11 protein-coding genes are annotated in these 13568 nt (G+C 51.0%); 6 read left to right on the top strand and 5 right to left on the bottom strand.

The annotated features are described in order from the left end of the window. Positions 1-120: 120 nt before the first annotated feature. From AZF00_RS15890 to AZF00_RS15875, 4 genes are all read left to right on the top strand, one after another. Positions 121-1071, top strand: coding sequence for a peptidoglycan DD-metalloendopeptidase family protein (locus AZF00_RS15890; RefSeq protein WP_008252056.1), 951 nt, complete (start codon positions 121-123; stop codon positions 1069-1071). Then, positions 1029-1421 (top strand): bactofilin family protein, encoded by a 393-nt coding sequence (locus tag AZF00_RS19205; protein ID WP_197465672.1) that lies wholly within the window; start codon positions 1029-1031, stop codon positions 1419-1421. The genes AZF00_RS15890 and AZF00_RS19205 overlap by 43 nt, the downstream gene beginning before the upstream one ends. 149 nt (positions 1422-1570) lie before the next feature. After that, a complete protein-coding gene (locus AZF00_RS15880; RefSeq protein ID WP_008252052.1) occupies positions 1571-2146 on the top strand; it encodes a PhnA domain-containing protein in 576 nt (191 codons plus the stop codon). A gap of 128 nt (positions 2147-2274) precedes the next feature. Continuing rightward, entirely contained in the window at positions 2275-3132 is an 858-nt protein-coding gene (locus tag AZF00_RS15875) for a PA4780 family RIO1-like protein kinase (RefSeq protein WP_008252050.1), read from the top strand. Between the two features lie 72 nt (positions 3133-3204). On the opposite strand, the gene AZF00_RS15870 is transcribed toward AZF00_RS15875, so the two are convergent. The 4 genes from AZF00_RS15870 to AZF00_RS15855 form a co-directional block, all read right to left on the bottom strand. After that, positions 3205-4614 carry an OmpP1/FadL family transporter gene (locus tag AZF00_RS15870; protein WP_082793683.1) on the bottom strand — a complete coding sequence of 470 codons (1410 nt, stop codon included), beginning with the start codon at positions 4612-4614 and terminating at the stop codon, positions 3205-3207. 218 nt (positions 4615-4832) lie between these two features. After that, entirely contained in the window at positions 4833-5348 is a 516-nt protein-coding gene (locus AZF00_RS15865) for a cyclic di-GMP-binding domain-containing protein, MshE-related (protein WP_008252044.1), read from the bottom strand. 343 nt (positions 5349-5691) lie between these two features. After that, a complete protein-coding gene (locus AZF00_RS15860) occupies positions 5692-8127 on the bottom strand; it encodes a TonB-dependent receptor (protein ID WP_008252042.1) in 2436 nt (811 codons plus the stop codon). Between the two features lie 190 nt (positions 8128-8317). Beyond that, positions 8318-9346, bottom strand: coding sequence for an AraC family transcriptional regulator (locus tag AZF00_RS15855; protein WP_008252039.1), 1029 nt, complete (start codon positions 9344-9346; stop codon positions 8318-8320). Between the two features lie 103 nt (positions 9347-9449). On the opposite strand from AZF00_RS15855, the gene AZF00_RS15850 reads away from it, so the two are divergent. Both AZF00_RS15850 and AZF00_RS15845 read left to right on the top strand, forming a co-directional pair. Continuing rightward, positions 9450-10562 carry an SMP-30/gluconolactonase/LRE family protein gene (locus AZF00_RS15850; RefSeq protein WP_008252036.1) on the top strand — a complete coding sequence of 371 codons (1113 nt, stop codon included), beginning with the start codon at positions 9450-9452 and terminating at the stop codon, positions 10560-10562. A 130-nt stretch (positions 10563-10692) separates the two neighbouring features. Then, positions 10693-12153, top strand: a complete 1461-nt coding sequence (locus AZF00_RS15845; RefSeq protein WP_008252034.1) for a flavin-containing monooxygenase — start codon at positions 10693-10695, stop codon at positions 12151-12153. Between the two features lie 56 nt (positions 12154-12209). Here the strand turns inward: AZF00_RS15845 and AZF00_RS15840 are convergent, their stop codons facing one another. Further along, on the bottom strand, positions 12210-13253 hold the full coding sequence (locus AZF00_RS15840) for a DUF4382 domain-containing protein (RefSeq protein WP_197465671.1): 1044 nt from the start codon (positions 13251-13253) through the stop codon (positions 12210-12212). Positions 13254-13568 lie beyond the last annotated feature (315 nt).

Here is a 13568-nt window from a genome sequence, read left to right as displayed (position 1 = left end):
CAGCTGTATTGACTTGGGCACGAATTGTGCCCGCAAACATAATCGTTCGGCAGGACTGTTAGCGCTTAAATTAAAGGGCTTATAACAGTGTTTTTGCATCCTGAAACCACGAGAAATTGAATGCGCGAGCACTACGGAATTACAATAACAAGTTATAGCGGTGCCAGACACTATACCGTAACGCAATTGATGCGCCGCTTTATGGCGGGTATTGCGATATTTATCGCTACCTGCTTTTTGGGCGGCTTTCTGGCGATTTATTTCCTTTCGTACCAGCTTAATAGCTTGAATGGCGAAGTGATCGAGCTGCAAGAATACCAGGCGCTAGTAAAAGAGAAAAATGAGAGCTTGCTGCGACAACAAAAGTTATTGCAGGCCACGGTAGAAGAAAAAGTCGCCGCCTTGTCAGTGATGAGTGATGAATTAGGCACCATCGAAACCATGATTGGTTTGAGCCCCGAACCTGAAACGGCACTTTACCAGCGCCTAGACACCGCAAGTCAAACCGCCTCCGAAAAACGCTTTATGCTCAGCACCATCCCCAGCGGCTACCCACTTGCCGAAGCGTATGTCACCAGCCGATTCGGTATGCGTAATCATCCAGTGCTTGGCCGCATGGCTTTGCACGGCGGCGCGGATTTACGTGCAAGTATCGGAACGCCGGTTTACGCGACCGCCGACGGCGTGGTGGAGTGGGCTGGCATGAACGACAGTGGCTTTGGCCGCTTAGTGAAATTGGATCACAATTTTGGTTTTACCACCCTGTACGGTCATCTCAACAAAACTGCGGTTAGCATTGGCGATTATGTTAGGCAGGGCGATTTATTGGGTTACAGCGGCAATACCGGCATGTCCAGTGCACCTCACCTGCATTACGAGGTACGGCATTTGCACCGGCGTTTAGCACCCGGTCCGTTTATGGAATGGTCTTGGGAAAATTACGACGTACTTTTTACGCGCGAGGGGAAAATAAAATGGGATTCACTGGCAAAAACGCTAAGAAAACAGACGGTAGCCCCAGAACGACGGTGGTCGCAGCTGGCACCACCCTTGTCGGCGACGTCAAGCTAACCGACAACTTCCATCTCGACGGGACCATGGAGGGTAAGTTGAACTCCGATGGTGATGTGACGATTGGCAGCAGTGGTCGCTATACCGGCGATGTTAGTGCTAAGCGGGTATTGGTCAGCGGCATTCTTGACGGCAAGGTTGATGCTGATCGTTTGGAAATTGTTGCTTCAGGCCAAGTCAGTGGCGAAATTAAAGTGCGGGAGTTGGTGATAGAGTCCGGCGGTCAGTTTATTGGCGCCAGCCAAGTCAAAAAGCACGACGCACCGCAACTTCGATCAGTTGATGAGTCACCGTCCACAAGCGCCGACGCAGATGCCAGTACCAGTGATTGGGAAAATAAAACCGCCTAATAAAGGCGGCTTTATTGGTGGGCGCCGGTGTTGCGGCGCCAGTCAGAGCGCCCCTACCGTGGTGTTGAGTTGTGGCCCGTTGAAATTTAAGGTCGTTTCTCACCGCCATACGCCGTAAAATACCTCGCTTTTAGCGCGGACAAGCCCTTATGAACACCGAACAAGCCCTTATGCAGCGCAGTGACTCTAAATGCGAGCTGTGTTCTTCTGCTGAGCATTTGGCGGTGTTTCCAGTAGCGCCCTATGGCGATGACGACGCTGAGCGCTGTGTTATGAGCTGTCAGGCATGTCGAGAGCAACTGGCTGACGGCAGTGAGCTAGACGTGAATCGCTGGCACAGCCTAAATGACACCGTGTGGAGCCCGATTCCCCCCGTACAAGTATTGTCGTATCGTCTCTTAGCGCGCCTGAGTGAGCACGCGTGGGCGCAGGATCTTCTGGAAATGGTCTATCTTGACGACGAGGTCAAAGAATGGGCTGTCGCGACCGAGGTTACGGCCAGCGATGACCGCGAGCCATGTTTAGACAGCAATGGCGTTCAGCTGGCTGCGGGAGATTCGGTGGTGCTCATTAAAGACTTAGATGTGAAGGGCACTAGCTTTGTTGGCAAGCGTGGAACCCCCGTGCGCAATATCTCTCTGACGAATAACCCCGAGCATATTGAAGGGCGGATAAATGGTACGCGTATCGTGATTATCAGTGCCTTCGTTAAGAAAACCAATTAAGCTTTGTCCGTATTCACTGTGAATCTAGCGCTGATCGCCTAATTTGGCGTGGCCGTTTACAATGGCCTAACGGCGCTGATTTTCAGCTATTCTTAAATGGTCTTGATTCAGACCCCAAAAAGGGCGCAATGAAAACACCCAAACGTATCCAGCCGCTGATTGACGACGGCATTGTTGACGAAGTGCTGCGGCCTTTAATGAGCGGTAAAGAAGCCTCCGTCTATGTGGTGCGCTGTGGCGAAGAAATTCGCTGTGCCAAAGTGTACAAAGAAGCTGCTCAGCGCAGCTTTAAGCAAGCGGTGCTTTACCAAGAAGGCCGTAAAGTGCGCAATAGCCGCCGCGCCAGAGCAATGGAAAAAGGCTCTAAGTTTGGTCGCAAGCAGCAGGAGGACGCCTGGCATAACGCCGAGGTTGATGCGCTCTATCGCCTAGCTAAAGCCGGGGTGCGAGTGCCGCAGCCCTATGGCTGTTTTGACGGCGTGCTACTCATGGAGCTGGTTACCGACGAAGAGGGTGGCGTAGCGCCACGCTTAAACGATGTGTCTATGCCCGCCGAACAGGCCATAGAAGATCATGCGGTGGTCATGCACTACGTAAAACTAATGCTTTGCGCAGGTCTGGTCCACGGCGACTTGTCTGAGTTTAATGTGCTGGTTGACGAATACGGGCCAGTGATTATCGACCTGCCCCAAGCCGTTGACGCTGCGGGCAATAATAATGCCCACAGTATGTTGACGAGAGACGTCAATAATATGACCGAATACTACGGTCAATACGCCCCCGAGTTATTGCAAACCCGCTACGCAGATGAAATTTGGGCCCTGTATGAAGAGGGCGAACTCAATGAAGACACCGAGTTAACGGGCTTGTTTGAAGACAGTGGCGAAGCTGCCGATGTTGACGCCGTCTTAATGGAAATTAAAGCGGTCATGGCCGAAGAGGCTGAGCGCCGTGAACGAATTCGCGAGGCGAATGAAGAGGATTGAGTGCCCGCCAAACGTTTGATTTAAAATCAGATCTGCCTAGCGATATTCAATTCGTAGTGAAATCCGCTTTTCTTAAAACGCGAGCCTGTAAGATATAACTGGTGTTATCTGATGATTTCGCCCTTTAATGGGCGGAATACTGGCGGTGTTGTTACCCGGGTTATGTACGGGTGGTGTCCACGCGTAAGTGCAGCCAAAGGTGAATTCATATTGTGATTGCCAAAGGTAGCTGGCGTTCACAACCAAATGGTTTCGGGTTAGGGTTGGAAACGCGCCGCTAAAATTGTTGTCCTTAACTAGCTGTTGCACTGCATGGGACGCGCCGCTGCGGAAAGTCCATCGGTCGTTAGGTGACCACTGGGCACCGAGCGTTAGCGAGGTAATATTATTAAACCCTAGTGCCAATAGCGCATTCATTTCTTGGCCATCGAAAAGCCCGCCTTCGGCGCGGTAGGAAAAACGGGCATCGCCGAGCATTTTTCGCCAATAGGTCCTGCGCAGGTCGGCAATCACCGCTACGCTAGTCGACGCTTGATGGGATACGCCAACAACAAATGCGGCTGGCAATTGCATATCTTCAAAGCGTCCCAGGCCATCTACTGGAATATGATTGTTTAAAATATCAACGGCGGTCAGTCTGCCTTTGCCTCTGAGGTCTGTCAGCTGAGTTTCAAACTCATAGGCAAGGGCAAGGCTTGTTTGCGGGCTGACTTGCCATGAGGCGCCAACTCTGCCGCCTATACCCCAACCAGATAATCCACCTGCGATCGGGTGATCGTTGACGAAATCGAGATGGACGCCAGCGAGTGTCGGTAGAGCGCCAACGATTGTGACGAGTCCGCCAGAGGCGCGATCCTGTTGTACTAACATGCGTACTTGTTTGGCGTCGTAAAGTGTTGCGATATTAAGACCTAAATTAACAATGTCCAGTGCCGCGCCAAGACGCAGCGTAGGCCTTGCTTGCCAAGCCAAGGCGATGGGTATGCGCAAAGCGGTTAAGCGGCCGGAGCTTTCTAAGCCGGTGGCGACATTGCCGGTTGTCGTTGTGGACAGAAAGGAGTCGCGACCGTACTCAATGCCAAAACCGGCGGCGGCAAAAATTCCGGCGCCAAAGGCCCAGTCGTCACCGCGATAGCTGTAGGCTACTTCGGGTAAATCATAGGGGCCGCGATTATTTCCTAAATTCGCTGTGTGTACAATTTCGTGAGTCTGTTCATTGCGTACATCGATGGCGGCTTGTATCTCCGAGACCTGTACCATGAACTCGTGACCGGGCTTGTTGGACAGCAGTTCGGCGGGGTTTAGAATTATCGCTGCGGCGCCGGTAGCGTGGGCGACACCGCCCCCAGCAAAGCCACGAGAAACTGGGCCAAAGCCTTCTATTCTGCCTAGTTCAACTGCAAAATTACTCGTGCTTGCACCGGCCAAGATAAGAGGTGCCAGCAGTTTCTTAATACTGGCAGCGCGCATTATTCGTTTCATTGTAATACTCAAACAAGCGGGTTTGCGTTCCTAGTAAAGGAGCGGAAGTAAACCCTCGGATTGTTTAGCCCTAAAGGCCTTAATTGATATCAGTGGCAATACTTGCGGCGCTGAGTGCTTAACCGCAGAGCTATTTTCACGGGAGTTGTACGGCGGAAAATACGGCAAGCGATAATTTTGTTAGCATGCGTATAATTTAGAAGTAAATGAGGGCAGTGTCAAGGCGTACGGCAATAGAGTCGGCGGCTATCATATAGATTGCTCACCATCATCCAAGCCGCGACCGCAGCGGCGCTGATTAATTTTTTCTGCAGTTGCAGCCAGTGTGCTAGGCGAATTGGCGAAAGTGCCTGCTGCTCAATTAAAACCTCACCAAGGCGACGATGTTGGCTGCTGTGTTCGGCTAGTGCTGTGTCCAATTGTGATTGGGTAATTTCGCCATTGTCTAGCAATAGCTGACCTAAGCTTAGCTGCAGAGCTTTGGGCATACTGCCGTCGGGTTTGAGTTCGAGTGCCTGCGCCGCGAGCTTTTTTTGTAAGGCGAGTATTGTTTGCTTTTCAAGTGGGCAAAGTTCGTGACGCTGCATTAGAACTTCGCCGAGGCGGCGACGACTCCAGCGCTGGATGCTCAAGGCCTGATTCAGTATGCCGGTCGTAATGAATCCGCCTGATACCAGTAGTTGCCCCAGCGAAATCGGAGTGGGTTGGACGCTGCCAAGCTTTGTAGGGTGCATAGACTTACGGCTCCTATTCCGGCTGTGTTGCGGAATGGATGAGTACACAGGCTATTATATTGCCCCTACTGCTAGGGCGCTTTCAATACGTAGAATGCGCAGCTTATGCTGGGTGTTTGCGTTAATAAATTCTGAGATCAGTCGCTAGTGTTGTGAGGGGAGTAGAGGGGCTAACATCTGAATAATGGCGTTCACGCCGGTATTGATGGGGTGTAGCGAATGCGCGGCCTTCAATAATGTGAGTTTTGCTGAGCAGAAGGGGTGTTGCAGTATATAGCAGGTCGCGTCCGTGCGAGGCCTGCTATAGATAGATGCTTAACGTCAGCTGGCTGACGCTAAGGGATTAGAAGCGATACGTAAATTCGGCACCGTAGCTCCGCGGTGGGCCGGCAAGGTAGTTGTCGTGACCGAAACCTGCTTGCAGATTAATTGCGTAGCTATCGTACTCTTCATCCATCAGGTTCTTTACCCACAGCGACACCGAGTAGCTGTCGTCGGAGGCGTGCCAGCTGGTGCGGGCGTTGAACAACCAATAGGCGTCTTGGCGAATAGCGCCGTAGCCGTATTGATCGTTGTAGGCGCTATACCACTGGTCATCTTGGAAGTTGCCATTTAGGTTGGTGGTGAGGTAGCCCGCTTCGGTCACCAAAATATCGTAGTCTAGCGAGATGCTGTAATTCAGCTTGGGTGCTGAGATTAACTCATTGCCGCTTAGGTCAACTCGGTCATCAGCGTCTGCGATGGTTTCGGTATTGGCCAGGGTCAGCTCAGAAAACTCGGTTTGCAAAAAGCCAAGGCCAATTTGCAGGGTGAGTCTTTCTGTTATGCGTGCCCACAATTCTGCTTCGGCGCCAGCAATTTTTGAGCTACCCGCATTCTCAAGAAAGTTAGAGAAACCGACGACGTTGATAAATTGCTGGTCGGTGTAATCGTAAGAGAATAGCGCCGCGTTCAAACGCATACTGTTGTCGAGCAGATCTGCTTTGAAGCCAACTTCAAAGGCATCGATATATTCTGGTGATGCATAGGCCGTCTCAATTGGGCGCGCGAGGTAGTACGCACCGCCATTGAAGCTGCCGCTGCGGTAGCCGTGGCTAGCGCTTACATACACCATTACATCTTCGTTTATGCGGTAGTCAAAGCCGAGTTTGCCAGTCCATTCCGCTTCATTTGCCTCGAGCTCGGGCGCCGAATCGAGTGTGTAGGGACCGTGGGTATAGCCAATGCTGAGTAGGTTTAGCAATAGCGTTGGGTCGCCGAGAATATCAATTAGCTGCGACTGCGACAGTGGTAGCGAAATATAGGCATCGTCAACCCCGGTGGTATTACCCGGTACATAAGTCCCTCTAGGGCTGCCGTCATAGCCGACCCGGGAAATATTGAAGTAGGTTTGTTCGTTGCCGTCTTTGGTGTAGCGCAGACCTAAATCCATGCCGAAGCGGTCAGTAAAATCAAAACGCATCTGCGAATAAGCGGCTAAGCTGGTTTTTTTGGTTTCCATGCGTTGGTCGAGCATGCCGTAGTCCAGCAAGAACGGGTATTGCTGAGCAGTATCAGGCTTTGCGACGCCAACTCGGACATCGGGTGGGGTGTCAAAGATGTCGTAGATATTGTGCATATATTGGTCTTCATAGCCGAAATACACACCGGCAATGATATTGAACATGCCGTCGAATTCAGAAGAGAAGCGCAGATCTTGGCTGTAGCCGATGGTGTCGGACGACCAAGTAATAGTGAGCAAGTCGTTGGGCGAGCCGTCGGTGTCTGCTTTTTGATAATAGTCGGCGTCATAGTAAGACGATACTGAGGTGATAGAGAAACCGTCGCCAGCAAAGGTGACGGTTAAACCGAGGATTTCGGTATTGGTGATCAGCGCGCCAACTTCATTGGCCTCAGTTTCATGAAAATCTAAATTGCGGCTCTGGCGTGAGTAGGCGTTGTAGTCGGAATTTGGGGCGCCAAGAAGATCGGTGCGACCTTCATTTCGGGCTGGCGTACTAAGGGCGTCGTTGCCGGAGGCGGTGTATTTAAAAACGGCGTCCCAGGTGTCGTTGGGCGCAAAATGCAAGGCAAAGCGGCCGCCTTGAAAATCGGTTTGGGCGCCCTTTTCACTGCGGCCGACAATGTCGACGTAACCTTCATCGCGCTTGAAACTTAATGCCCCGCGTGCCGCGAGAATACCGTCAATGAGCTGGGTTTCTGCGCCCGCTTCAGCGCTGGTGGCATTAAAGCTACCTGCACCGAGCTTGATGTAATTGCTGGGCTCGTCGCTAAATTGGGGGGTGCGAGTGATGATGTTGATCGCACCGCCGGTGGTGTTTTTACCGTAAAGCGTACCTTGAGGGCCACGCAGAACCTCAAGACGTTCGATGTCAAAAAAGTTAGCGCCGTGGCTGTACACCGGGGCTAAATACGTTTCGTCAACATATACACCAATTGGGCTGGCCTGGTTAGAACTGTAGTCAGACATGCTGACGCCGCGAATCGCAAAGATGGGTTGAATGTCGCCGTAGGGGCCGCTGACCTGCATATTGGGAACCTGCGCAGAAATGTCGCTGGCATTTTCAAAACCGTATTTGTCGAGCTGGGTGCCGGTTAAGCCGGTAACCGCTACGGGTATATCCTGGGTGCTTTGGCTGCGCTTTTGCGCGGTAACCAGTACCTCTTCAAGCATTGGCGCGGCAAAAGTAGTGCTGGTGGAGCTGGCAATGGCAAGGCAAATACCGGCGCGTAATAGATTCCGACGACTCTTATATGCGTGTGGACGACGTTGCTGCATGGACTATTCCTTTAAAACGGTGGCAGGGCTGATCTTGTGCTTCAGCTTTACGAGCGTGGAGAATGCCGATATTTCGGTGGCAATAATTGTCATTTGGCGACATATGTTTATCATTTGACGACACTAGGCCTGGCTATTGTTCATATTCCTTTTATTGGGCAATTACGCTACATAGCGTGGCGGTAAAGCCTTACTCAGGTTTTGCGCCGACGATGGTGTGCAGTGATTTGCGGTAGTGGTTGGGGGTGACCCCGAACCAGCGCTTGGCCGCGCGATTAAAAGAGCTTTGCTCCTGGTAGCCGAGCAGCGCGGCAATTTGCGCCATAGGCATTCTCCGTTCGGCGAGGAAGTTTTGGGCATCCTGTTTTCTGATGTTGTCTACCATTTCTTCAAAGATATAACCTTCGTCTTTTAAACGGCGCTGGAGGGTGCGTTGGTGCATAAACAGTTCGTTCGCCACGCTTTTAATATTGCAGCACTGGGTGGGCAGCAGGCGGCTAATAATGAAATTAGTTTGTTCGATGAAACTTAGCGGTGAGCCACCACTTTTTTTGATGAGGTAGTTCGCGATAATGTCGCGCTGAAACGCGTCGGCGGTGCGAATCGGAAAATCAAGTTGCTCCGGGGTTAGGACTAGGGCATTGCAGTCTTGATTAAAAAGCACTGGGCAGCCAAAGTGTCGTTTATAGACCTTTGGCTCTAAGATCCTGCTGTGCCGAAACAACACGGCTTCAGGTCGCTTGCGATTTTCCGTTAACATGGCGTGAATATTAGCTGTTAAGCCAATCGCCATTTCTACTGTTTGGTGGCGGTATGGGAAATCCGTGATATTAATGTCGAGCGTGATCCGTGGGAATTGCGGTGCGGATGTGTTGTCTAGCCCCAAAGTGATGGCGGGGCTGTGGTGGGAGATATAGCGGGCAATACAAAACAGGGCGTCGCCAGCCGTGTTTGAGGTGCGCGCCATAATTGCAATTGGGCCAAGGGTTTCCATAGTTTGTTTTGCGGATAAACGCAGACCAAAATCGGGACATTGCAATTCTTCGGCCGAGGCTTCGAGCAACTGCATTAAGCTGTGGAAGAAAATAAGATAACTGATATCGTCGAGTCGTTCGGGGTCAATATTAAATTGCCGTAGCAGTGGTTCTGGCTGTCCACCTAGTTCGCGAACGAGTTCGTTGTAGCCGCCGAGGGCGGAGGTGCGTATTAACGGGCGCATTGCTTACATCCACAAGAGTGTCGGCCTGACTGTCGTCAAATGCTAAATTTAGCATAACGGTATTGCGGTAAATTGAAAAGTAATAACAATAAGAGGGTGTGTAATGAAAGGTTTTTTGCGTGCGAGCGCCATCGTGGCTTTACTCATATTCGCTGCGGGCTTGGTGTTATATGTCCGCTCGCCTCTTCAGCCGGTGGTGTTTAGCGTTCCGGTTAGTGCTGGTTTGAACGGCGACTTCGCGGAAAATGAACGCTTGGCAGCGGTAACGACATATTTGCAGAATATCGGCACAGGGCCAGAAGACATTGTAAAAGGCCCTGATGGTGATTTTTATACGGGTTATCAAGATGGTCGTATTGTCAGTTTTGTTGTTCACGGCGGCCAAGTAGTAGGCGCTACTGCTAAGGAGTTTGTTAACACTGGCGGCCGTCCCTTGGGTATGCAGTTTGATGGCGGCGGAAACTTGATTGTGGCAGATGCTTTCAAAGGTTTGCTGTCAGTGTCACCGTCGGGCGAAATAACAACACTCGTCGATTATGCCGATGACCCCTCTTTACGTTTTATTGATGATGTCGATGTTGCTGAGGACGGCACCATTTGGTTTAGCGATGTCTCAACGCGCTTCGGTTTACACGATTATATTTTTGATTTAGTGGAGGCCAGCGCAACAGGTCGCTTACTCAGTTATTCACCCACTACCGGCCAAACCAAGGTGCATTTACAGGGTTTGTATTTTGCGAATGGGGTTGCCCTCGGCCCAGACGATAACTGGGTGCTGGTAAATGAAACCGGTGCGTCGCGGGTAAGCCGCCTTTGGCTAAAGGGGCCAAAAGCCGGCGTGAGCGATGTGTTTATCGAGGGTTTGCCCGGTATGCCGGATAACATCAGCTTTAATGGTGTTGATACCTTTTGGGTGGCGATGCCTGCGTTGCGAAGTAAAGAGATAGATGCATTGGCCTCGTACCCGTTTGTCCGCAAATTACTTGGTGGCTTGCCCGCCGAACTGCTCGTGCCATCTGATCACTATGGCTTTGTTGTCGGCTTAGGTTTAGACGGCAGTGTTAAATTTAATTTGCAGTCGGGCGCTGGCATTTACCATACGGTGACCAGTGTTAATGAGTACGATGGTCATATTTGGTTGGGTAGCTTGGCAATGCCTGCTGTGGCAGTGTTGCCGTTGCCTCGCACCATGGAGCAGCGCGAACCCGTGAACTAGCGTGATGGGCCGCGCTCGGTACGCGATATTGCTAGGCCATCCGGTCATTTTTGAAAATAATAATCGCTTTACGCTAGCGTCTAGTGACGTATCGCGAAAGAAGCTAAAGCACGCAAGTTGAGGGCGACGAGTGTCAGAGAGCAAACAGAAAAAAATCATCATTATTGGCGCGGGCTTCTCAGGCATGGGCCTCGCGATTCATTTGCAAAAGTCAGGTATTCGCGATTTTGCGATTTTGGAAAAGGCCGACGAGGTAGGCGGCACATGGCGAGAAAATCATTACCCCGGTGCGGAGTGCGATATTGCGTCAGCGCTGTACAGCTACTCCTTTGAACATAATGCCGATTGGCAATATAAATGGGCTGAGCAGCCGCAAATATTTGACTACCTTAAGGGTACGGCCAAGAAATACAATTTGTATGAACATATTCATTTCGCAACGGAAGTTGCTAGCGCAATATACGATGAACAGGGAAAATGTTGGCGCCTACGAAGCGTCGACGGCGAGGAGTGGTGTTGTCAGTTTTTAGTGGCCGCTGTGGGCCAGTTACATCACCCATTTACCCCTGAAATTCCGGGCCAGAGTGAGTTTAAAGGCGCGCAATTTCATTCCGCGCGCTGGCAGCATGATGTGGATCTTAGCAATAAACACGTCGCGGTTGTTGGCAATGCCGCCAGCGCCTTGCAGTTTATACCGCAAATCGCGCCGGAGGCGGCAAAGCTGACTGTGTTCCAGCGTGGCGCAAACTGGGTGATCCCCAAGCTCGATCGGCCCTACGCGGCATGGGAGCAATGGTTGTCGGCTCGGGTCCCGCTGGTGGCGAGTTATTACCGCTTTAGTATTTGGCTGCGAAATGAATTGTTGATATACCCGATAATGCAGGGCCGACGTTTACATTGCCGAATTGGCTTGTGGATGCATCGTCGCTATATTAATAAACATATTGGCGACCCAGTGCTACGGGCCAAATTAACACCTGATTATCCCATGGGCGCAAAGCGCATACTGGTATCTGATGACTATTACGCGGCGATGGCCAGGTCGAATGTTGAGTTGGAGGTTGACGGTATTGCGCAAGTGACAGAGCGCGGTATTACCACCACCGACGGCCGCGATATCCCAGCTGATGTGATTATTTACGGCACCGGATTTAAAACCAATCCGTTTTTGGCGCCAATGGATATACGCGGCGTTGAGGGCAGGCATTTGCGTGATGCTTGGCGTAGCGGTGCTCAGGCCTACTTAGGAATGATGACGAGCGGCTTCCCGAATTTATTTGTGCTGTATGGCCCCAATACAAACCTTGGTCACAACTCCATCGTAATCATGGCAGAGTCTCAGGCTCGTTATATTTGCGAGGCAATTACGGCTTTAGGTCGCGACGGTTACTCGGCGATTGAGGTAAAAGCCGAGGCTGAACAAGAATATAACAGTGAAATGCAGCGGCGCTTGGCCAAGATGGCGTGGAACGCGATTGAGGCGAGCTGGTATAAGGACGGCAATAAAATCACTAACAATTGGCCGGGTTCGACGTATGAATATATTCGCCGAACCCGGCGCTTAAAATGGAAGGATTATCAACTCACTTAACCATTAGCATAGGCGAGGGCGGCATCGCCCTCGTTGGTGAGTCCATAATACTCACCTTAGTTGCTTGGTGGGTTTGGTGCGACAGAAAACCTGACATTGCTAGTTTGCCCAGCGTCGACATCTACCGGAATGGCGTTGGTGAAATTGATGTCGTCGTCACTGTCTGGCTCGTCGAAAGCAGACTGGCAGGTGAGTGCGACGCTGTAGCCAGCAGCAGTAGCCTCTACAAAGCCGATTTTGAAGATATAGGCGCCACTATCATTTTGAGTGATTTCCGCACTGCTAATCGGTCTAGCTAAATCGCTTGTATCACCCACCTCGGCTTCCGTTTCGGCATTAGCTTGATCCGCCGCAATACTGGGGTCGTAGAAGTCTTCTGGTCTTTGGTTCGCTGAATTGATGTCGCCCTCATACAAATAGACGCTGTGTCCGCTCAGATCACTACACGCGTTGCTGGCAATGACGGTTGAGTCGACTGTACCCGCAATAGTGCCCACTTCGGCGTCATTCACTAACCGAAGTGCGGGGCGTAATAAGTAGTAATCTGCATTCGCCGGTTTGGTGAGTGCTTTGCGCAAAACAAAGTCGATTGTGAATGCCGCTTCACCGCCGGTTGGCGCTATAAATCCAGAATTTAATAATAGTGATTGCTCTACATTGCTCGTGTTCTGCTGACCTGGAATAAATAGATCGGCTTCGTTCCCCAGTTTTGGTGACACCGTTGAATCGGGGTAGCCGCCCTCAATGAAAAGTCGGATCCACTGGTAGTTACCTGCTGGTATGGTCGCATCGGAAATGATTGGTGTAGCGATATTTCCCGTTAGATTGAGCAAGTTAGGGATAACCACCGGCTCGCTAAAATTGAGCTTAATTATATCGCCATCAGCGTGTTTAAGTTCTAGGCGGTTGAAGGTAAGTTTCACGCCGTCGACGGCGTCAACAGGCGCGTCGGTTACCGAGAATGTTGCCGTTGACGTTTCGGCATGTGGTGGCACCGGATGGTTGGATGAGTCATTGCATGCGCTGACTAAGGATATGCCGAGGCCTAGGCTTGTAAATTTAATAATATTGTTGAGCTTAGGCGTTAATTCAAAACGCATAATTTCCTCCAATTTTTCGTCAATACCCATTAAGTAAACATTGGTTTCGACTCGTGAATGGAAGCGCTCCCTGCTTTTTTTTGCGATTTTCTCCTGCACGTAATTTTGTGAGTGTAACTTTGTGAGAAAGTTTCATTTTTCGGAAATAAAGGCCACCAATGTCAATCGGTATTGCTGGAGGTATAGTGTCTGGAATGTTTGAGCGCCGGGTATTTGCCTAGAAAGTGCTGCTAAATTCAAGGAACTTCGAAGGTAAAAGACTGCATTTCGCACCACGACACGATTCGGTGAACCGATGGGGACGCTCAGCAGTCA

Source organism: Zhongshania aliphaticivorans (assembly GCF_001586255.1).
In the GTDB taxonomy this organism is placed as follows: domain Bacteria; phylum Pseudomonadota; class Gammaproteobacteria; order Pseudomonadales; family Spongiibacteraceae; genus Spongiibacter; species Spongiibacter aliphaticivorans.
This window is presented reverse-complemented; position numbering and strand designations above follow the sequence as displayed.

What these genes read in the sequence shown, in the direction of transcription:
- AZF00_RS15890 (WP_008252056.1), top strand. Translation starts at nt 121, where the DNA reads ATGCGCGAGCACTACGGAATTACAATAACAAGTTATAGCGGTGCCAGA.
- AZF00_RS15880 (WP_008252052.1), top strand. Translation starts at nt 1,571, where the DNA reads ATGAACACCGAACAAGCCCTTATGCAGCGCAGTGACTCTAAATGCGAG.
- AZF00_RS15875 (WP_008252050.1), top strand. Translation starts at nt 2,275, where the DNA reads ATGAAAACACCCAAACGTATCCAGCCGCTGATTGACGACGGCATTGTT.
- AZF00_RS15870 (WP_082793683.1), bottom strand. Translation starts at nt 4,614, where the DNA reads ATGAAACGAATAATGCGCGCTGCCAGTATTAAGAAACTGCTGGCACCT.
- AZF00_RS15865 (WP_008252044.1), bottom strand. Translation starts at nt 5,348, where the DNA reads ATGCACCCTACAAAGCTTGGCAGCGTCCAACCCACTCCGATTTCGCTG.
- AZF00_RS15860 (WP_008252042.1), bottom strand. Translation starts at nt 8,127, where the DNA reads ATGCAGCAACGTCGTCCACACGCATATAAGAGTCGTCGGAATCTATTA.
- AZF00_RS15855 (WP_008252039.1), bottom strand. Translation starts at nt 9,346, where the DNA reads ATGCGCCCGTTAATACGCACCTCCGCCCTCGGCGGCTACAACGAACTC.
- AZF00_RS15850 (WP_008252036.1), top strand. Translation starts at nt 9,450, where the DNA reads ATGAAAGGTTTTTTGCGTGCGAGCGCCATCGTGGCTTTACTCATATTC.
- AZF00_RS15840 (WP_197465671.1), bottom strand. Translation starts at nt 13,253, where the DNA reads ATGCGTTTTGAATTAACGCCTAAGCTCAACAATATTATTAAATTTACA.